8 protein-coding genes are annotated in these 20,791 nt (G+C 73.7%); 2 read left to right on the top strand and 6 right to left on the bottom strand.

Annotated features, from left to right (window positions below; all coding sequences use genetic code 11):
- Positions 1-14: 14 nt before the first annotated feature.
- Positions 15-818 carry a 4'-phosphopantetheinyl transferase superfamily protein gene (locus ACJ6WD_RS31095; RefSeq protein ID WP_233661263.1) on the bottom strand — a complete coding sequence of 268 codons (804 nt, stop codon included), beginning with the start codon at positions 816-818 and terminating at the stop codon, positions 15-17.
- Positions 815-1,768: a zinc-binding dehydrogenase gene (locus tag ACJ6WD_RS31090; protein WP_037636812.1), complete on the bottom strand. Its 954-nt coding sequence runs from the start codon at positions 1,766-1,768 to the stop codon at positions 815-817. Before ACJ6WD_RS31090 ends, ACJ6WD_RS31095 begins: the two co-directional genes overlap by 4 nt.
- A 287-nt stretch (positions 1,769-2,055) precedes the next feature.
- Here ACJ6WD_RS31090 and ACJ6WD_RS31085 point away from each other — a divergent pair, with 287 nt between their 5' ends.
- Positions 2,056-3,441, top strand: a complete 1,386-nt coding sequence (locus ACJ6WD_RS31085) for a cytochrome P450 (RefSeq protein WP_016571572.1) — start codon at positions 2,056-2,058, stop codon at positions 3,439-3,441.
- A 33-nt stretch (positions 3,442-3,474) separates the two neighbouring features.
- Complete coding sequence (locus ACJ6WD_RS31080) at positions 3,475-4,863, top strand: cytochrome P450 (protein WP_407616997.1); 1,389 nt, start codon at positions 3,475-3,477, stop codon at positions 4,861-4,863.
- A 75-nt stretch (positions 4,864-4,938) separates the two neighbouring features.
- Here ACJ6WD_RS31080 and fabD read toward each other — a convergent pair whose 3' ends face one another.
- The 4 genes from fabD to ACJ6WD_RS31060 are packed head-to-tail and all read right to left on the bottom strand — an operon-like array spanning position 4,939 to position 20,791.
- Positions 4,939-8,271: an ACP S-malonyltransferase gene (gene fabD, locus ACJ6WD_RS31075; RefSeq protein WP_331249213.1), complete on the bottom strand. Its 3,333-nt coding sequence runs from the start codon at positions 8,269-8,271 to the stop codon at positions 4,939-4,941.
- Positions 8,268-9,665, bottom strand: a complete 1,398-nt coding sequence (locus tag ACJ6WD_RS31070) for an MATE family efflux transporter (protein ID WP_376437279.1) — start codon at positions 9,663-9,665, stop codon at positions 8,268-8,270. Before ACJ6WD_RS31070 ends, fabD begins: the two co-directional genes overlap by 4 nt.
- Complete coding sequence (locus tag ACJ6WD_RS31065) at positions 9,662-15,628, bottom strand: amino acid adenylation domain-containing protein (RefSeq protein ID WP_407616996.1); 5,967 nt, start codon at positions 15,626-15,628, stop codon at positions 9,662-9,664. The genes ACJ6WD_RS31070 and ACJ6WD_RS31065 overlap by 4 nt, the downstream gene beginning before the upstream one ends.
- 27 nt (positions 15,629-15,655) lie before the next feature.
- Positions 15,656-20,791 carry a beta-ketoacyl synthase N-terminal-like domain-containing protein gene (locus ACJ6WD_RS31060; protein ID WP_407616995.1) on the bottom strand — a complete coding sequence of 1,712 codons (5,136 nt, stop codon included), beginning with the start codon at positions 20,789-20,791 and terminating at the stop codon, positions 15,656-15,658.

Here is a 20,791-nt window from a genome sequence, read left to right as displayed (position 1 = left end):
CGGGGTGCGCCGGGTCAGGCCGGCGGGCCCAGCACGTCGTCCATGCGGTGTGCCACGACGCGCGGGGCGTGGTCGAGGACGGCCACCGCGGCGCGGTATCCCGGGCCGGGGTCGAGGTCCGTCAGGTGGACCGGGCGCGCCGGTCCGGTGCGGTCGTCCCAGGCGAGCAGCTGCGCCGGGGCGTCGGGCGGGCTCACGGTCAGTGCCGCCGGGTTGACCAGCAGTCCGTCGCCGGTGGCCTTGAGGACGGCTTCCTTGCGGCACCAGTAGCGGATGAAAGCGGCGTCCCGGGCCCCCTCGGGGACGGACTGAAGGGTGCGCCGTTCGGCGGCGGACAGCACGGTGCGGGGCAGGTCCTCGCGGTGGTGGTCGACGCGTTCGAGGTCCACGCCGACGTCGGCGCCGAGGGTGAGGGCGACGGCGACCCGCTCGTCGGAGTGCGAGAGGGAGAGTTCCAACGGGAACGGCGGGTCGACCAGGCGGGGTTTGCCGTGCGCGCCGGTGCAGTGCTTGCAGACGGCGGCGAACCGCAACGCGGCCGGCCGCACGCCGTATTGGGCCGCGATGACCTTGCGGGCCAGGGCGTGCGCCGTCAGGTACAGGGCGCGCGGCTGCTCGCGCAGGAACTGGCGGTAGCGCTCGCGTTCGGTGGCGTCCAGCAGGCTCAGCAGGCCGAGGTCGGCGCTGGCCTCGGCGAACCAGACGTGGCACTCGCCCGGCCGGACCCGGGCGATGCCGGCGTCGGTGACGTCAGCGGCACCGCGGGCGCCAGCGGCACCGACGGCCCGGCCGGGTCCGGTGACGGGGGTGGCGGTCACCGGCCGGGGTCCAGGGCTAGCTTGCCGACCGTGCGGCGGGCGGCGAGGTCCTCGTGCAGGCCGCGGACCTCGGACAGGCCGCGGACCGCACCGCACACCACCCGCAGCCGGCCGTCCGCCACCTGCTCGAACAGCGCGTCCATGGCGCGTTCCAGGAGTCCGGGGCGGGTCATGGCGTGTTCGAGCATCAGCCCGCAGACCGTGGTGGAGGTCTCCATCAGGGCGGGCAGCTCGACGGGGGCGGGGGCGGTCCGCGACGCCATGCCGTAGAAGACCAGCCGGCCCAGCGGGGCGAGGGCGGCGAGGCTCTGCGCGGTCACCGGGCCGCCGGTCATCTCCAGGACGACGTCCAGGCCCCGGCCGCCGTTGGCGCGGCGCGCGGCGGCCGCCAGGTCGGGGTCGTGGGAGTCGATGGCCTCGTCGGCCCCCAGGTCCAGGGCGAGGGCGCGCTTCTCGGGCGAGCCGGCGGCGGCGATCACCCGTCCGGCGCCGGCGGTCCGGGCCAGTTGGACGGCCAGGCTGCCCACTCCCCCGGCGGCGGCGTGCACCAGGACGGAGTCCCCCGCGCGCATCCGGGCGCTCTCGTGCAGCAGCAGCCAGGCCGTGGTGCCCTGCACCAGGAGGGCGAGGGCGGAGAAGTCGTCGACGGCGTCGGGGACGGGGACGGCCAACTGGGCGGGGACGGCGACGCGTTCGGCGTATCCGCCGCGCGGCACGACCGCGGCGACGCGCGTGCCGTCGGGGGTGCGGCCCACGACCTCCATGCCGGGGATCAGCGGCAGGAGGTCGCCGGGCAGGGCGCCGACCTCGGAGAGGTGCGTGTCGCGGTAGTTGACCCCGGCCAGCGAGACCTCGACGAGCACTTCGCCCGGCGCCGGTAACGGGTCGGCCACTTCGGCGAGCTCCAGAACTTCCGGTCCGCCGAAATTCTTGATCTGCACAGCGCGCATGGCGGTCACCTTAAGCGGCGGACCGGAAGATACGCCAGGGATTTCGTGAACCATCCGGTGAACCGCCGTCGGCATTCCGCATCGCCCTTCCGTCAACTCGTCGCGATGTATAGGATCTTTGCAGCACATCTGAGTCAACTGCCGGACGGAAAGCGACCTTTTAACCGGACCCGGCAAGTTCGTTCCGCGAATTTTGGCTGTCGATCGCTGCGGTTCCGACTGCCGAGGAGCCACCGTCACGAAGGCGGTCGCCTCGCCTAGCGCGTCGGGCACGGGGAGAGGAAAGCATGTCCACCACGGCTCAACTACGTCCGTTCCATGACATCCCTGGACCGAAAGGGCACGCCCTGGCGGGGCTGCTCCCGGATTTCAACGCCGATCCCCTCGGTTTCCTGACGAGGGGTTTCCAGGAGCACGGCGATCTGGTCGCCTACCGCTTCGGCCCCCGCAAGGGGCCGCTGGGCAAGACCATCCTCGCCGTCTACCACCCCGACCTGGTCCACCAGTTGCTGATGGACACCGAGCGGACCTTCGGCCGGGACACCGACGGCTTCCGTGCCACCTACGAGCTGGTCGGCCGCGGGCTGATGACGACCGAGGGCCCGTACTGGCGCCGCCGTCGGCACATCCTCCAGCCGCTGTTCACGCCCAAGCGCGTCGCGCGGTACACCGAGCTGATGGCCGCCGAGGCGGAGCGCATCATCGCCGAGCACGAGCAGTTCGAGGGCACCGAGATCGACCTGCACCAGGCGATGATGCGCTACTCGCTGCGGGTCGTGGGCCGGGCGCTGTTCGGCGGCGACCTCGACGACGCGGAGGCCGAACTGCACGCGCTGATCCCCGACGCCAACCGCGGGATCATGGCCCGGACCACCCAGATCCCCAAGCTCCCGCTGAAGTTCCCGTCGCCGACGAACCGCATGTTCGTGCGCACCCGGGACTCCCTGTACGACCTCATCCAGCGGGTCATCGAGCGCAGCGGCAGCGGCGACGCCGCGTCGTCCGAGGACAACATCGTCTCCCGGCTGCGCGAGGCGCGGGACCCCGAGAGCGACGAGCCGCTGACCGAGCAGGAGGTCCGCAACGAGGCGCTGCTGCTGTTCATGGCCGGTCACGAGACCACCGCCATGGGGCTGACGTTCGGCCTGCACCAGATCGGGCGGCACGGCGACGTCCAGAAGGCGATCGCCGCGGAGATCGACGCGCACCACGCGGCGGGCGGCACCGGGGCCGAGTACGCGCAGAACCGCGACACGCTGGGCCGGGCGGCGCTCAACGAGGGCCTGCGACTGTTCCCTTCGGTGCACATGACCGAGCGGGTGGCCAACGAGGACCTGGAGCTGAACGGCTACCACGTCCCGAAGGGCACCTCGGTCTTCCTGGTGCCGTGGGTGACGCACCGCCACCCGGAGTTCTGGCCGGACCCCGAGCGGTTCGACCCGGACCGCTTCGTCGGGAAGCAGGCCGACCGCCCGCGCTACGCGTACTTCCCGTTCGGCGGCGGTCCGCGGGTGTGCATCGGCGAGCACTTCGCGCTGCTGGCCTCCTCCATCCTGATGGAGGCGCTGCTGCGCAAGTACCAGATCACCTCGCACGACGAGCAGATCTCGATGAAGGTCCTCAACAGCATCCGTCCGGACCGCGATGTCCGCACCACCTTCACCCGCCGTTGAGCCGGCCGGCGCGGACGAACGGACGGAGAACCGATGACCACCACTGAGCAGATCGCGGCGTTCGCCGACGTCCCCGGCCCGCAGGGCAGCGGCGTCGCGGGCGTCGCCCCCGAGTTCCTGCGCGACCCCATCGCGGTGCTGGCGCGCGCCCACCGCGACCACGGTGACCTGGTCGCCTTCCCCTTCGGTCCCCGCAAGGGCCCGCTGGGGAAGGTCGTCGTGGCGGCGTACCACCCCGACGCGGCCCGGCAGGTCCTCACCGAGACCGAGCGGACCATCGGCCGCGGCCCGTCCAGCACCCAGGTGCTGGACGACATGATCGGGCGCAACCTGATGACCACCGACGGCGCGGAGTGGCGCCGCCAGCGCCGCACGCTCCAACCGCTGTTCACGCCCAAGCGGGTCGCGCAGTACACCGACCTGATGGCGGCCGAGGCGGCCCGGATCGTCGCCGAGGACGTACCGGCCGGGACCACCGCCGACCGCGTGGACCTGCACCGGCTGATGCTGCGCTACTCGCTGCGGGTGGTGGGCCGGGCGCTGTTCAGCGGCGACATCGACTACACCGCGCCGGAGCTGCACAAGCTGATCCCGCTCACCAACGAGCTGATCATCGGCCGGACCACCCAGCTCCTGAAGCCGCCGCTGGCCCTGCCGACGCCGCGCAACCGCGCGTTCCTGCGCACCAAGGCCCAGCTGTACGCCCTGATCGACCGGATCCTGGCGCGCAGCGACGCGGAGGCCGGCGGGGCCGAGCGGGACGACATCGTCACCCGGCTGCGCACCGCGCGGGACCCGGAGACCGGCGCGGGGCTCTCGGACGCCGAGATCCGGGACCAGACGCTGCTGATGATGATGGCCGGCCACGAGACCACCGCGACCGCGCTGACCTTCGCGCTGCACCTGCTGGGGCGCCACGCCGAGGTGCAGCAGGCGGTGGCCGACGAGGCGCTGGAGTACACCCGCGGGGGCGGCACGCCGGCGGAGTTCGCGCAGCAGCGCGAGTCGCTGGCGCGGGCGAGCCTGCTGGAGTCGATGCGGCTCTACCCGCCGGTCTACATGACCGAGCACCTGGCCACCGCCGACATCGTGCTCGGCGGGTACCGGGTGCCGGCGGGGACCGCGGTGTTCCTCTCGCCCTGGGTGACCCACCGCCACCCGGAGTTCTGGCCCGAGCCGGAGCGGTTCGACCCGCACCGCTTCGTCGGCGAGCACGACCGGCCCCGCTACGCCTACCTGCCGTTCGGGGGCGGTCCGCACGTCTGCATCGGCGAGCACTTCGCGCTGCTGGCCGCCACCGTGCTGCTGGAGGCGGTGCTGCGGAAGTTCCGCATCGAGTCGCTGGAGGAGTCGGTCTCCTACCAGCAGACCGGGAACCTGCGGCCCGACAAGCCGGTGTGGGCGGCGCTCACCGCCCGCTGAGCACCGGCACGGCGGCCCGCGCCCGGCGGCCCGCCGGACCCTTCGGGGGTCCGGCGGGCCGTCGTCGTACCGGTGTCAGTCGCCCTGGCCCACCAGGGTGGCGAAGCGGTCCCGCAGGAGTTGGGCGGCGGACGTCATGAGCCGGTCGGCGACCACGTCCACGTGGCGGCCGCGCCAGTCCTCCAGGTCGGTGCCGCGCACCCAGGCGTTGAACGCCCCCAGGGCGGGCCCGCAGTACACGGCGTAGTCGACGCGGCGGTCGGGGTCGCCCTGGGCCGCGAAGTCCAGGCAGCGGTCCAGGTACCAGCGGAAGACCCGCGCCATCCGCTGCTTGCCGGTGTGCTGCACGGGCGCGGCGGTGGCACCGTGGTCCGCGGCGAGTTCGGCCCAGACCTCGGCGAACGGGCGGCGCAGGTACTTGTGCTCCACCTGGTCGCGGGTGGCGGCGTCCACCTCCTCGAACGCGGCGTGCCGGCGCCACAGTTCGTGGAGCTTGGCGGCGCGGGCGGGCTGGAACACCCCGCGCTTGAGGGTGCGGACCCGCCCGCCGAGCTCGAACTCCTCGCCCCACGGGGCGGCGTCCACGTCGTGGACCTCGGCGTCCTGGAGCATCTGCTTGACGGCCTCGCTGGTGGCGGCCTGCACGGTGCACTGGTTGACGGAGCCGGTGAGCAGGAACTCCGCGCCCAGCAGGAACGCCGAGGCGGCGGCCTCCGGGGTGCCGATGCCGCCGGCCGCGCCCACGTGGACCCGGGGGCCGGCGGTGGCCAGTTCGTCGCGCAGCCGCAGGACGGTCGGCAGCAGGGTGGTCAGGTCGCCGGTCGCCTGATGCCAGCCGTCCGCCTCCACACACAGGTCGTCGGCGACCGGCAGGTCGCCGTAGCGGGCGATCTCGGCCTCGGTGATCTCCCGGCGTTCCAGCAGCCGGTCCACCACGGCGCGCGGCGGCGGGGAGAGGAAGGCGCGGGCGGTGTCGGCGCGGGACGCCTTCGCCAGGACCCGGCCGCCCTTGAAGCGGTACTTCACCAGGGCCGGGGTGATCTGGAGGAAGCCGGACGCCTCCACGGTGCGCACGCCGAGCCGCAGGAACAGGTCGACCAGCGCCGCCTCCCGTTCGGGGTCGGCGTGCTGGTGGAGCAGGTTCGCCCCGAAGGGAGCGTCGTCGCCGAGGGCGGCGATGACCGTGCGCAGCCCGTCCTCGACGTCGGCGAGGGGCAGTCCGCCGGTGCCGAAGAAGCCCAGTCCACCGGCCTTGCCCAGCCTGATCAGGAGGTCCGCGCCGGAGACGCCGCGGTACATGCCGCCCGCGAGGTAGGCGTGGCGCAGGCCGTAGCGGCGGCGGAAGCCCTCGGCGCCCAGCGCTTCGGCGTCGAGGGCGGTGGTGGCCCGGGGCGCGGGGGCGGCGACCGCGGGTTCCGGGTGGGGGGCGGCGACCCGTTCCGGGCGGGGCCGGGCGACGGGTTCGGGGTGCGGTGCGGGCGTCGGCAGCGGGGCCGGGGCGGCCTGCGGTTGCGGGGCCGGGACGGCCGCGGCGGGTCGGGGCTCCTCGATGCGCAGCGGGGTCGCCCGGTCCCGGATCTTCTTGACGAGTTTCGTCAGGACGGTCCCGGGACCCACCTCCTCGAAGGTGAAGTCCTGCTGCTGGCCCATGAGGTAGCGCACGGTGTCGATCCACTGCACGCCGCTCCATATCTGGCGGGTGAGGGTATCGGCAATGCGGTCCGGTTCGTTCGGATAGCAGCGGGCGTCCGCATTGGAGACGACCGGAATGCTCGGCGCTTTCAGTTCGAACTGCGCGAGGAATGCCGCGAATTCCTCGGAGGCCGGTCGCATGAATTCCGAGTGGAACGCGCCGCTCACCCGAAGCCGGGTGTAGAAGGCGCCGTCGGCTTCGAAGAAGGCCCGCGCCACATCGATTTTGTCGCGCGCCCCGGTGAGCACGAACTGTTCCGGGGAGTTGTAATTCGCGATGGTGAGTCCGGCGAGTTCCGGCCGGCGCAGGGTCTCCTCGACCTTCGCCTGGTCGCAGCCGACGACGGCGGCCATGCCGCCGCCCTCGGACCGTGCGGTCAGCTGGGCCCGGTGCCGGACGAGCCGCAGCCCGGTCTCGAAGTCGAAGACGCCGGCGGCGAACAGCGCGACGTACTCGCCGAGGCTGTGCCCGATGACGTACGACGGCGGCTCGGGGTCCTCCTTGAGGCGCTTGAGGTAGGACAGCACCCCGACCGTGTAGAGCGCGGGCTGGGTGAACTGCGTCAGGCTGAGCTCCTTGTCGGGGTCCTCGACGCACAGCCGCTCGATGGAGTAGCCGAGCACCGCGTCGGCCGTGGCGGTGTAGTCGGGGAACTCCTCGAAGAGCCCCTTGCCCATGCCCTTGACCTGCGAGCCCTGCCCGGGGAAGCCGTAGACCTTCATACCCTTGCCTTTCGCCTCGGTGCGCCGCGGCCGGCGTGCGGTGATCTCCTGGCGCACGGCGGCCAGCAGCGCCGCGTTCCTGCCGAAGGGGCTGAGCAGGGGCAGGGAGACCGACGCCGAGCCGGGTGCGAGATTGTTGCGGACGAAGTTGTGCAGCGTGCCGGAGGGGCCCAGGTCCAGGTAGCGGTAGGAGCCCTGGCCCTCCAGGCCGGTGACCGCGCGCTGGAACTCGATGGGTTCGCGGGCGACCCGCCAGAAGTGCGCCGCGCTCAGTTCCGTCAGCGGCCCGCCGGTGGCGCAGGAGACCAGCGGGAGCGCCGGCCGGCCGATGCGCACGTGCTCCATGGTGGCCGCGCAGGCGGCGTGGGCGGGGTCCATCAGCCGGGAGTGGAAGCCCTGTTCGACCGGCACCCGCTGGTACGGGACGCCGTCGGCGCGCAGCCGGGCCTCGGCGCCGAGCAGGGCCGCTTCGGCGCCGGCGACGACGAAGTGCTGGTCGTAGTTGCGGGCGGCCAGGTCGGTGTGGTCGCGCAGTTCGGGCAGGGTGTCGTAGAGGGCGAGCGGGCCCAGGACGGCGAGCATCCCGCCGCGCGGGCAGTCGTCCAGGGCGCGGGCCTGGCGGATGAGCATCCGCAGGCAGTCCTCCTCGGCCAGCGCCCCGGAGAGCACGCCGGTGACGAACTCGCCCAGGCTCGCGCCGAGCAGCAGGTCCGGCTGGATGCCCTCGGCCATCAGCATCTCGGCCAGGGCGAGTTCGACCATGACGATGGCCGGGTGGGTGACGGCCGTGTCCAGGAACGGCTGGGCCTTGGAGCGGTCGTCGTCGTAGAGGGTGTCGAGTACCGAGGTGCCCAGTTCGTCGCGGACCACCTCGTCCATCCGCCGCATGGCCGCGGCGAAGACCGGCTCGCCCTCGTAGAGGTCGCGGCCCATCTGGTAGTACTGCGAGCCCTGTCCGGAAAACATGAAGACGGTGCTGACCCCGTCGGTCATGGGGAAACCTCCTGGGTGTCGGGGTGCGGGCCGGTCGCGCCGGCGGGTGGTGCGGGGTGGTCGGCCACGGTGCGCCGGAAGCGCCACCAGTGGAGGGCGCCGACGACGGGGACGACGACCAGCCCGGTGCTCCAGGTCAGGCCGAGGCCGCCGCCGGCCCGCATCGCCAGGTAGGACAGCAGGACCATCACGACCATGCCGGTGCCGGTGACCACCAGGGGCCAGCGGGTGTTGCCGGTGCCGCGGACGCCGGCGGACTGGACGAAGAGCACCGCCCAGAACGGTTGGGCGAGCGCGAGCATCCGCAGGGCGTCGGCGCCCGGGCCGGTGACCGTCGGGTCGTCGGCGAACAGCCCCATGATCTGCGGCGCGAAGACCAGCACCACCACGGCCTGGACGACCAGTGCGCCCACCGCCCAGCGGGTGGCGATGCGCAGGGCGGCCACGCCGTCGTGGATCCGCTGCGCGCCCACGCTCTGTCCGACCAGCACCATGGCCGCGGTGGAGAAGCCGATACCGGTGAGGAAGAAGATCGACATGGCGTTCTGCACGACCCGGTGCGCCGCCAGGGACGCCGTGCCGAGGTGGGCGATGACCGCCGCCAGGAACAGGAAGGCGCCGGACGTCAGCACCTGCTCGATCACCGCGGGCGCGCTGATCTTCCAGATGCGGGCGCTGGTGTCGCCGCCCAGCCGCCAGCCGCGACCGCCGATCGACACCCCGTTGCGGCCCTTGACGAGCAGGGCCAGCATCAGGGCCAGGGCGATGGCCCGGGCGATGAAGGTGCCCCAGGCGCTGCCGACGGCGCCGAGTGCCGGCAGGCCGAACGAGCCGTGGATCAGGGCGTAGGCCAGCACCACGTTCAACACGTTGGCCAGCGCCGTGATCAGCATCGGGCTGCGGGTGTCGCCGATGCCGCGGAGCACGCCGCCGGCGGTGTAGAGGCCGACCAGGACCACGATGGTGGCCATGGTCACCTTCAGGTACTCGGTGGCGATCCGCGCGACCCCGGCGTCCATGCCGAAGAGCCCGATGACGGGCCCGGCGAGCAGGTAGCCGAGGATCGCGACCGGCACCGAGAGCACCGCGGTGAGCAGCAGTGCCTGGCGGGCGAGGCGGGCGACGCCGGGCAGGTCCCCGGCGCCGAAGACCTGCGACACCAGCACCGAGACGCCGATCGAGAGCGAACCGAGCACGGCGAGCAGGAAGAACAGCACCTGTAACGCGCCGCCGACGCCCGCCAGCGCCTCGTCGCCGAGGCCGGAGACCAGGTAGGAGTCGACGACCTGCATCAGGGCTTCGAGGAGGTTCTCGGCGATCACCGGGAGGGCGAGCGCCAGCACCAGCTTGCGGCGGGCGCCCGTCGACAGGGGGGTGGCGGTGGTCGAGGTCATCGCGCGACCTCCGCACGGCGGCCGGCGTCGGCGAGCAGGGCGCCGAGGGTGCGGTCGGGGTCGGCGACCAGGTCCGCCAGGAGCCGGGCGAAGGCGTCGAGGCGGGCCCGGCCCCGGCCGGGCGGGGCGTCGCCGGAGTAGGAGTTGAGGTTCAGCACGAGGTGGGAGTCCATGAAGATCGCTTCGATGCGCAGGGGGTGCTCGGTCTGGTTGATGAACTCCACCGGCTCGGCGCCCAGTTCGTCGCCGAACCGGCCGAAGAGCGAGGGGAGTTCGGGGAAGGTCTCGTTGACGAGGTAGCTGTCGAAGAGGAACTCCTCGCGTGCTCTGCCCGCCCACTCGTACAGGCGGCGGACCGGGACGTGCTCGTGCCGGGCGATCTCGCCGACCTTGTCCTGGAGCGCGTTCAGCCACTCCCGCACCTTGGCGTCCGGGTCGACGTGCACCCGGACCGGGAGGATGTTGAAGAACTGGCCCACCCCGCGGTCGACGTCGACCAGGGAGCTGCCGCGGCCGGAGAAGACCGCGCCGAAGACGACGTCCGGGGCGCCCGACTCGGCGTACAGCGACAGCGCCCACGCGGCCTGGAGGAAGGTGAACGGGGTGAGTTCGTACTCCTTGGCGAGGGCGGCCAGGGCGGCGGTGGTCGCGTCCGGCACCAGCAGCCCGTCGTGCAGCAGGTCGGGTTCCTCGGGCGCCTCGGGCGCGGGGGTGCGCGCGGCGCGGGGGGCGACCAGGGCCGGGGCGGGCAGCGCGAGTCCGGCGAGTTCGGCGCGCCAGAACTCCTCGGCGACCCCCGCGTCGCGCCGGTGCTGGGCGACGCAGAAGTCGCGGTAGACGGTGTCCGGTGGCACGGTCGCCGGTTCCCGCCCGTCGGCCAGCGCCTCGTAGGCGTCGAACAGCACCGCCATGATGAGGGGGTAGCTCCAGCCGTCCTGGAGGGCGAGGTTGAACATGTACAGGTACTCGTAGGTGTCCTCGCCGGTGCGGAACAGCGCCACGTGGGTCTGCGGGGTCCGCGCCGGGTCGAAGCCCCGGCGGCGGCGGGCGGCGACGTACGCCTGGAGCCTGCGGTCCTGTTCGGCGGGCTTCAGGTCGCGGAAGTCGGCGCGGTGCACGTCGAGCACCACCTCGGGGTGGACGACCTGGAGCGGCTCGTCCAGGCCCTCCCACAGGAACGAGGTGCGCAGCACCGGGAAGCGGTCCACGGTGTGCTGCCAGGCGCGGGCGAAGGCGTCCGGGTCGAAGCCCGCGCCGGTGATCCGCCACCGCTGGTGGACGACGTTGGCGCCGGGCTCGCGGGTGTGCAGCAACCGGTGCAGGACGGTGTCCTGGGTGCTGCTGAGCGGGTAGGCGTCCACCGCGTCGGGGAAGGTCTCGCGGGCCCGGCGCAGCGCCTCGGCGTCCGGGGTGGTGTCCGGGGCGGCTGCCCCGGTCGCCCCGGTGCCGCGTTCGCCGGCCACCCGGGCCAGTTCGGCGACCGTCTTGTAGGTGAAGACGTCCTGGGCGGTGAAGGCGAAGCCGCGCTGGTTGGCCTTGTTCACCAGCCGGATGCTCAGGATCGAATCGCCGCCCGCCTGGAAGAAGTTGGTGTGGACGCCGGCTTCCTGGCCGCCCAGCACCTCCGCCCACACCTCGGCCAGGGCCGCCTCCTCGGGCGTGCGGGGGGCGACGTGGTCGCCGGCGGTGCCGGCGGCGGACAGCACCGGCAGCGGCAGCGACCGGCGGTCGAGCTTGCCGTTGGCGTCGGTGGGCATCGCGGGCAGCGCCACGACCGCCGAGGGCACCATGAACTCCGGGAGCCGGTCCCGTAGGAAGGTGTGCATCTGGGCCGTGAGGCGGCGGCTGAGCCGGTGCAGCGCCGGGTGGTTGGCGTAGGTGTGCAGGGGCCGGGGTCGGCCGCGGTCGTCGCCGGTCGGGGCGCCGGGGGCGCCGCGGTGCAGCAGCACGTCGTAGCTGCCGTCGGTGCGTCCGCGGCTCCAGCGGACCTCGGCGCGGTAGCCCGCGTCGGCGGCCAGGCCCCACCACTGCTCGGGGTCGGCCGCGTCCGGGGCGCCCGGGGCCGTGTGCTGGCGCAGCTCCGCGGCGGTGGCGGCGGGCGGCAGGGTGGCGAGTGCGGCCCGTGCCCCGTTGGCCTCGTGGAGGCGGGGGTTGGGCACGTCCTCGATGAGCAGGGCCTCGGGCGCGTCGTCGGCGAGGAGGCGCCGGACGGCCTCCGGTGCGCTGGCGGTGCCCCAGGCGAGCCGCCGTGGCGCGAGGGCCGCCGGGGGCTCCTCGCCCACGTGCAGGGCCACGTCGTAGCGGTAGCGGGTCAGCTCGTTGGCGTGGTCGCCCCGCTTCATCATCACCTCGACCGCGGCCAGGCGCGGCAGTTCGTCCCGGAGCACCTCGAACAGCTCCGGGTCGACGGCCAACTCCTGCTCCTGGGCGAGGCGTTCGGCCACCCGGTGGCGCAGTTGGGCCAGCGGCAGCGCATCGGGTGCGCGCTGCGCCTCCACTTCGGTGTGGAAGGTCTCCAGCAGCGGCAGGCTGCGCAGGTCGCCGAGGAAGAGGGTGCCGCCGGGGCGCAGGCGTGCCACGGCCCGCTCGATGACCGACCTGAGGTAGTTCACGTCGGGGAAGTACTGGGCGACCGAGTTGATCACTACGACGTCGAAGGCGCCCTCCGCCAGCCCTTCGAAGTCATCGGCGTCCCGCTTCTGAAGTTCCACCCGGGCGGTCCCGGTGAGCGGTCCGACGATCCGTTCGCGGACGAAGTCCAGGCCCTGTTGGGAGATGTCGGTGCCGAGGTAGTACGTGCAGTGCGGGGCGATCCGGGACAGCAGCAGGCCGGTGCCGCAGCCGATCTCCAGGACGCGGTCGGGGTCGAGCGCGCGGATGCGGTCGACGGTGGTCTCCACCCACACCCGCATCTCGTGCGCGGGCAGCGGCTCGCCGGTGTAGCTGGAGTTCCAGCCGACGATGTTGAAGTCGCCGTCGTCGGTGCCGGGTTCCTCGGCGTAGGTGCGGCTGAAGACGCTCTCCCACTCGGCCACCTGCTCCTCGCCGTCGGCGTCCGCGTCGGCGCCCGGCTGGGGCACGACGTAGGCGATCAGCCGCTTGTGCTCCTCGGCGCCGTCGTCGCCGTCCGGCCCGGTGCCGCGGGCGAGCACCGCCGCCTCGCGGACGTCGGGGTGTGCGCACAGGGCGGTCTCGATCTCGCCGGGTTCGATGCGGAAGCCGCGGACCTTGACCTGGAAGTCGGTGCGGCCGCGGTACTCGATGGTGCCGTCCGCGAGGTAGCGGGCGAGGTCACCGGTCTTGTAGAGCCGCCCGCCGGGGGTCGCGTCGAACGGGTCGGGGACGAACCGCTCCCGGGTCATCTCGGGCCGGTTGTGGTAGCCCTGGGCCACCTGGACGCCGCCGATGTACAGCTCGCCGGGGGCACCGGCCGGTACGGGGTTGAGGTAGCGGTCCAGGATGTGGATGCGGGTGTTGGCGACCGGTCGGCCGATGGGGACGACGCGGGGGCCGCCGGTGGGCGGGCAGGCCCAGTGGGTGACGTCCACGGCGGCCTCGGTGGGGCCGTAGAGGTTGTGCAGCCGGGCGGTGGCCAGCCGTGCGTAGAACCGCTCCTGGGTCGCGTACGGCAGGGCCTCCCCGCTGGCGAAGACCCGGACGACCGAGCCGGTGGCCGCCTCGACGTCCGGCTCCTCCAGGAAGACCTGGAGCATGGAGGGCACGAAGTGGAGCGTGGTGATGCGCTCGTCCCGGATGAGGCCGGCGAGGTAGCCGGGGTCCTTGTGGCCGCCGGGCCGGGCGAGCACCATACGGGCGCCGGTGATCAGCGGCCAGAAGAACTCCCACACCGAGACGTCGAAGCTGAACGGCGTCTTCTGCAGGACCCGGTCCTCGGCGGTGAGCCCGTACTCCTCCTGCATCCACAGCAGGCGGTTGACGATCGCCCGGTGGCTGATCCGGGCGGCCTTGGGCTTGCCCGTGGAGCCGGAGGTGTAGATCAGGTAGGCGAGGTCGTCCGGTCCGGCGAGCGGCTCCGGCGGTTCGGTGCGGTGCCCGTCCAGCGTCTGCCAGGTCGCGTCCAGGCACACCGTGCGGGCGGTGTGCGCCGGCAGTGCGGCGCACAGCCGTTCCTGGGTGAGCAGGATCTCCGGGGCCGCGTCGGAGAGCATGAACGCGAGCCGCTCGGCGGGGTAGCCGGGGTCGACGGGGACGTAGGCGCCGCCGGCCTTGAGGACGCCGAGCAGGGCGACCACCAGTTCCAGGGAGCGTTCCATGCACACCGCGACCGGCTGGCCGGGGCCGACGCCCAGGTCCCGCAGCAGGTGGGCGACCTGGTTGGCCCGCCGGTCCAGTTCCGTGAAGGTCAGGCCGGTGCCCTCGAAGCGCACCGCGAGTTCGCCCGGTGCGGACTGCGCCGCCCGGTCGGCGACGAGGTCGTGCAGGGTGCGCCGGCCCGGTTCGCCGAAGTCGCGGGCGGTGCGGTTCCACTCGACGAGGACCTTGTGCCGCTCGGCGTCGGAGAGCACCCGCAGGTCGCCGATGCGGCGCTCGGGGGCCTCGGCGACGCTGCGCAGCAGGACGAGGTAGGCGTCGATGAACCGGGCGATGGTGGCGGGCTCGAAGATGTCGGCGTTGTACTCGACCGAGCCGGTGAGCAGTCCCTCCCGCTCGGCGAGGGAGATCCACAGGTCGAACTTGCTGGTGCCGTTGCGGATCTCCTGCACCGGTCCGAGGATCGAGTCCGCGCCGGCCTCGTCCGCGGGCGCGGTCTGGAGCGCGAAGCACACCTGGAACAGCGGGTTCATGCTCATGCCCTGTTCCGGGCGGAACTCGTTCACGAGGATCTCGAAGGGCACCTCCTGGTGGGCGTAGGCGCCCTTGGCGACCTCGCCGACGCGGTCCAGGACCTCCGCCATCGTCGGGTTGCCGGACAGGTCGGTGTCGAGCACCAGGGTGTTGACGAAGAAGCCGATGAGCCCCTCGATCTCCTTGTGGTGCCGATTGGCGATCGGGGTGCCGATGGCCACGGTGTCCTCGCCGGTCCACCGGTGCATCAGGACCTTCAGCGCGGACACCAGGGTGACGAACAGGGTGCTGTGGTGGGTGCGGCTCACCTCGCGCAGCGCGTCGGCGAGCTCCGGCTCCAGGTCGAAGCGGGTGCTGCCGCCGCGGAAGGTCTGGACGGGCGGCCGGGGGTGGTCCAGCGGCAGTTCGGAGCCGGGCGGACGGTCGCCGAGCCGGCCGCGCCAGTACGCCAGGCGCTCCTGGAGGGCCCGGCCGCTCATCCGCTCGCGCTCCCACAGCGTGTAGTCGGCGTACTGGAGCGGGAGTTCGGGCAGCGGGGAGGGCCGGCCGGCCTCGTACGCGGAGTTGAGCAGCAGCATCTCGCGTACGAAGTTGTTGATCGACCAGCCGTCGGTGACGATGTGGTGGGTGTTCAGCAGGAACTCGTGGGCGTCGTCGGCCAGCCGGTAGAGGGTCACCCGCAGCAGCGGCCCCTCCTTCAGGTCGAAGGCGCGTTCCGCCTCCTCCCGGGCCAGGCGCCGGAACTCCGGCTCGCGCTCCTGCGGGGGCAGGCCGGTCAGGTCGACCACGGGCAGCGGCAGGGTCAGGCTCGGGGCGATCTCCTGCCACGGCTCGCCGGCCTCGCTGGGGAAGGTGGTGCGCAGCACCTCGTGGCGGCGCACGACCTCGTTGACGGCGCGGGCCAGCAGCTCCGGGCGGAGCGGGCCGTTCAGCCGGAAGGCGAGCGGCACGTTGTAGGCGGGGCTGTCGGGCACCAACTGGTCCAGCGACCACATGCGTTGCTGGTGGAAGGAGAGCGGCAGGCGCCCCTGCTGGGTGCGCCGCGGGATGGCCGTGCGGGTGCCGCCCTGGGCCGAGCCCTTCAGCTTGGCCAGCAGGGCGAGCTTCGACGGCGAGAGCCGGGCCCGGCGGGCGGCCAGCACATCGTCCAGTGACATGGGATTCCTCTTCTCGGCGCGGCCGGGTCAGTGGGCGAACATGGCCCGCACGGTCTCCTCGGGCAGTTCGTCGATCTTCTCGATGACCTCGGTCTCCACCAGCCGGGCCATCGCGAGGACCGTGTCGGCCGTCATCAGGTCGCGCAGTTCCAGTTCGAAGGGGAGGCCGTCATTGAGCCGGGCCTTGATGCGGGACGCCATGATCGAGTCGCCGCCGAGGGCCTGGAAGGAGTCCTCCGGCCCGACCTGGGCGACGCCCAGGACCTCCTGCCACGCCTCGCGCACCAGGCGCTCGATGTCGTCCCCGGTGCTCTGCTCGACGGTGCCGCCGGTGGGGGCCGGGGCCGCAGCGGGCGTCTCGACGGGTGCCGGGGCGGGTGCCTGGGCGACGGGTGCGGCGGGCGCCGGGGCGGGCCGCGGGGCCGGGGCCGTCACCGGTGCCGGCTTCTGGACCGCGGCCGGCGCGGGGGCCGGGGCCGGGGTCACGGCGGGCACGGCGGGGGCGGCGGCGCGCGTCAGGTCGACGGGCGCGCCGTCGCTCTCGGCCAGCAGCACGCTCTCCGAGAGCCGGTCCTCGCGCAGCGGCATGCCGGAGAGCACCCGCATCCCGCGGAAGCCGACGCGCTCCGTGGCCCGGCGCCACATCGGCACGCTCAGCAGCGGCGAGCCCGGCAGCCGCTCGTCCTCGAACGCCCACCAGCCCTCCAACAGGCCGAAGGCGATGGTCAGCAGCTCGTGCAGCCGGGTGATCTCGAAGAGGGCGAGCAGGCCGCCGGGGCGCATCAGGGACTTGGCGTGCGTCAGGGTGCGGCCGATGTCCCGGGTCGCGTGCAGCACGTTGCTGGCGATCACCACGTCGACCTCGCCGGCCGCGAAGCCCTGCTCCTGCGGCGAGCGCTCGACGTCCAACTGCCGGAACTCCACGAAGGAGTGGCCGCCGTACTCCTTGGCGCCGTACTGGACGAAGCTGCTGCCCAGGTCGGTGTAGAGGTAGCGCAGCCGGTCGGCGTGCGGTTCCAGGGCTGCCAGCACCCCGCGGCTGGTGCCGCCGGTGCCCGCCCCGATCTCCAACAGGGTCACCCGGGCCTGCGGGTCGCGGGCCAGCCGCTCGCGCACGTACGCGTCGACGACCTGGACCATCAGCGCGTTGGTCTGCTGCTGGTTCTTGTAGATCTGGTCCATCAGGTCGAAGGAGCCGCCCGGGAAGAGCACGTCGAGCGGGTCCTTGCGGCCGGTGAGCACCTGCGGGTAGGCCCGCAGGCAGGCGTCGAGGACGGCGAGCAGGCCGTCGTTGTCGGGGGCCCGTTCCAGCAGGGCGCGCTTGCGCGCGGCCAGTTGGTCGACCTCGGCCTGGAGGTCGTGCTCGGTCACCTCGGCGGTGATCACCGCGTCGCCGTCCAGGCGCACGTAGCCGGCCTCGGCGAGCAGGCCGAGCAGCGCGTCGAAGAGCCGCCCGTGTTGCGGGGCGACCGCGAGCCGGTCCCGCAGCCCGTCCCGGGTGGTGCGTTCGCCGGCCTCGCACAGCGCCCCCATGGAGCGGAAGGTGCTCAGCAGCGAGACCCGGCACACGTGGCTGAGTTCGGCCACCGTGTCCTGGTAGGCGGCCAGGTCCGTCAGGCTCGACTCGACCTCGTAGACCCGCGGCCGGGTGACGACCGCCTCCTCGACCTCGGCGAGCAGCGAGGGCGCGGCGGGCACCGGCGGCCGGCCGGCGGGGGCGGGCTGCGCCGCGGCGGCGGTCGGGGCCGGGGCCGGGCGCCCGCCGGTCAGCGCGTCGGTGATCCAGTGGCGCTCGCGGGCGAACGGGTAGGTGGGCAGCGGCGTCCGGACCGGGCGGCGCGGGTGCAGCAGGTCCCAGCTCACCGGGACGCCGCTGACCCACAGTTGGGCCGGCTCGGTGAGGTCGCCACCGTGCACCGCGGCCCGGATCACCTCGTCCGCCCGGTCCCCGACGAGTTCGCGGTCCCGGGCGGCGCGCTGCTCGGTGGTGTTGCCGTGGAACAGCTTCGGCGAGGGCGTGCCGGCGAGGAACGCGTCGAGTGCGGCGGCGAGTCCGCCCAGGTCGTCCGCGACCACCGCGAGCCGCTCGGCCAGGGCCTCGCGCCCGGTCAGCAGGGTGTGGGCGAGTGCGTGCAGGGGCGGCAGCTCGCGCGGTGCGGCGGCCGGCGCGGACCCGCCGGGTCCGTCCACGGCCCGTTCGGCGGCGTGCAGGTGGCGGGCGAGTGCCGTCAGGGACGGGTGGTCGTGGACGGCGGTGGGCGGCAGGGACAGCCCGAACTCCCGGCCGATGCCCAGCAGCAGGCGGGCGCCGGCGACGCCCTCGAAGCCCGCGGCGGTGAGGTCCGCGTCGGGGTCGAGGTCCGCGGGGGCGACGCCGCGGACCTTCGCGGCGAGCGCGGTCAGCCGTCGGAGCGTGCCGTCGGGCGCGGGCGCGCCGCCGGTCGCGGACGGCGCGCCGGCGACGAAGTCCCGCAGCCTGGCGGCGTATTCCCGCAGCCGGTCGCCGTCCCGGGCGGAGAGCACCACCACGGCGGGCCCGGTCAGGCCCGCGGAGCGGTCCCGCACGTCGCGGTACTCCTCCAGCACCACGTGGGCGTTGGAGCCGCCGGCGCCGAAGCTGGAGACGCCGGCCCGCCGCGGGACCTCCTGTCCGCTGACCACCGGGCGCTGCCAGGGCCGCAGTGCGGTGTTGACGGTCAGCGGCGTGGCGGTGAAGTCGATGCGGGGGTTGGGCTCGTCGGCGTGCAGGGTCGGGGCCAGTTCGCCGTGGCGCATCTGGAGCAGCACCTTGGTCACGCCGGCGATGCCGGCCGCGGCCTCCAGGTGCCCGATGCCGGACTTCACCGAGCCCACGGCGACGGTCGGGGCGTCGGCGGGGCGCGCGCCGAGCGCCCGGGTGAGGCCCGCGACCTCGATCGGGTCGCCCAGTTCGGTGCCGGTGCCGTGGGCCTCGACGTAGCTGACGGTGGCCGGGTCCACGCCGGCGTCCTGGAGGGCCGCGGCGATCACGTCGTGCTGGGCCTGCGGGTTGGGGACGGTGAAGCCGCTCGCCTTGCCGCCGTGGTTGACCGCGGTGCCCTTGATGACCCCGTGGATGTGGTCGCCGTCGCGTTCGGCGTCCCGCAGCCGCTTGAGGACGAGCACGCCCACGCCCTCGCCGGGGACCATGCCGTCGGCGCCGGCCCCGAACGCGGCGCAGCGGCCCTGGGCGGAGAGGAACTCGCCCTGGCTGAGCACCAGGTACTTGTTGGGGTGCAGGGCGAGGTTGACCCCGCCGACCAGTGCCGCGTCGACCTCGCCGGCGCGCAGGGCGCGGGCCGCCAGGTGCAGCGTGGTCAGCGAGCTGGAGCAGGAGGTGTCCACCATCATGGACGGGCCGTGGAAGTCGCAGACGTAGGAGACCCGGTTGGCGATCGAGGCGCCGCCCGCGCCCAGGCCCACGCGGCGCCCGTCGGGCCCGGTGTGCTCGGCGGCGAACAGCGGGTAGTCCTGGAACATCACCCCGGCGTAGACGCCCACGCTGCCGCGCAGCGCGGCGCGGGTGTACCCGGCGTCCTCCAGGGCGGACCAGGAGTGTTCCAGGAACAGCCGCTCCAACGGGTCGATGGCGACGGCCTCGCGCGGTGCGATGGCGAAGAACAGCGGGTCGAAGCGGTCGGCGCCGTCGATGAACCCGCCGCGCTCGCAGTAGCTGTAGCCGAGTTCGCCCGGCCGGCCGCCCCGGTAGGCGGTCGGGTCCCAGCGGTCCTGCGGGATCGGGGTGACGCAGTCGCGGCCGCCGCGCAGGTTGTCCCAGAACGCGTCGAGGTCGCCGGCCCCGGGGTAGCGGCCGGACATGCCGATGACGGCGAGGTCGGTGTCGCCAGGAGCGGAGGGAGCGGAGGGAGCGGAGGGAGCGGCGGAGTCGGCCGGGGCGGCAGGGGCTGCGGGGGCTGCGGGGGCTGCGGGGGCTGCGGGGGCTGCCGTGGGTCGGGGGGTGGCCGCGGTGCTGCTGGCGGGCGCCGCGGCGGTGCCGGTGCCGGTGCCGGCGGTGCCGGTGGTGCCGGTGGCACGCACCGTGAACTCCGCCTGCGGGAAGGAGGTTTCCAGCCATCGGGCCAGCGCCTCGACGGTGGTGTGCTCGAACAGCAGGGTCGGCGGCAGCGTGCGGGCCAGCCGCCGCTGGAGCGCGCCGACCACGCGCAGCAGTGCGGCGGAGTCCAGGCCCATCTCGTAGAAGCCGGCCCGGGTGTCCACGGCGGTGGGCGCGGTGGCCAGTTCGTCCGCGAGCAGCGCGCACAGCAGGAGTTGCGCTCCGCCGCCCGGCGCGGGTGCGGCCGGGGCCGTGCTCGTGGCGGGGACGGGGGCGGGTGCCTGCGGGGTGTGGGCCGGCTTGCTCGTGAAGCCGCGCAGCTCCGCCACCTGCCGCCCGTGCTCGTCGAAGAACTCCAGGGACAGCGACAGCAGGTCGTTCGTGCGGCGCACCGCGTCGGCCGTGATCCGGGCCTGGCAGCGCGCGGTGAGCGGGGCGCTGATCCGGAACGACTCGTAGCACAGCGGGAGGTGGAGCGGCTGGCCCTGCCGGTCGCGGGAGTGCGCGTAGCCGCCGGCGACGGCGCAGGCGTCCAGCAGGGCGGGGTGGGCCAGGAACTCCCCGGCGTCCGCCCTGGCGGCCGCCGGCACCTCGACGTCGATGAGGACGGCCGCCGGGAGGTGGTGGACGCGGCCGAGCGCCCGCATCGCGCCGCTGTGCGTCAACTCCTCGGTGCGGCAGTGGCGGTAGACCTCGTCCAAGTCGGTGACCTCGCGGGCCGCGGCCCGCTCGGCGGCCGGGTCGGTGCGGGCGTCGAAGACGGCGGGGGCGCCGCGGTGCACCTCGGCGGCGGCGTGCAGCACCGGGGCGGGGCTGCCGGCGGGCCGGGCGGTCACCTCGACCCGCCAGACGCCCGGCCGGTCCTCCTGCGCGGTGACGGTCAGCGGTACCGACGCGCCGTCGGGCACCGCCAGCGGCGCGGTCAGGGTCAGGTTGCGCAACTCCAGCTCGGTGAAGCGGTGCCCGTGCTTGGCGAAGACCTGGAGGATCAGGTCCACGTAGGCCAGGCCGGGCATCAGCGCCCGGCCGCGCACGACGTGGCCGGCGACGAAGGGGTTGCGCTGCGAGAGGTCGAACTGTGCGGTGAACAA

This window comes from Streptomyces sp. VTCC 41912 (assembly GCF_045799175.1).
Lineage (GTDB): Bacteria > Actinomycetota > Actinomycetes > Streptomycetales > Streptomycetaceae > Streptomyces > Streptomyces albulus_C.
The sequence above is the reverse complement of the archived record's forward strand: the minus strand, read 5'-3'. Positions and strand labels throughout refer to the sequence as shown.

Bases quoted from the DNA above. Each gene is read 5' to 3' on its own strand.
- ACJ6WD_RS31090 (WP_037636812.1), bottom strand. From the start codon at position 1,768: ATGCGCGCTGTGCAGATCAAGAATTTCGGCGGACCGGAAGTTCTGGAG.
- ACJ6WD_RS31085 (WP_016571572.1), top strand. From the start codon at position 2,056: ATGTCCACCACGGCTCAACTACGTCCGTTCCATGACATCCCTGGACCG.
- ACJ6WD_RS31080 (WP_407616997.1), top strand. From the start codon at position 3,475: ATGACCACCACTGAGCAGATCGCGGCGTTCGCCGACGTCCCCGGCCCG.
- fabD (WP_331249213.1), bottom strand. From the start codon at position 8,271: ATGACCGACGGGGTCAGCACCGTCTTCATGTTTTCCGGACAGGGCTCG.
- ACJ6WD_RS31070 (WP_376437279.1), bottom strand. From the start codon at position 9,665: ATGACCTCGACCACCGCCACCCCCCTGTCGACGGGCGCCCGCCGCAAG.
- ACJ6WD_RS31065 (WP_407616996.1), bottom strand. From the start codon at position 15,628: ATGTCACTGGACGATGTGCTGGCCGCCCGCCGGGCCCGGCTCTCGCCG.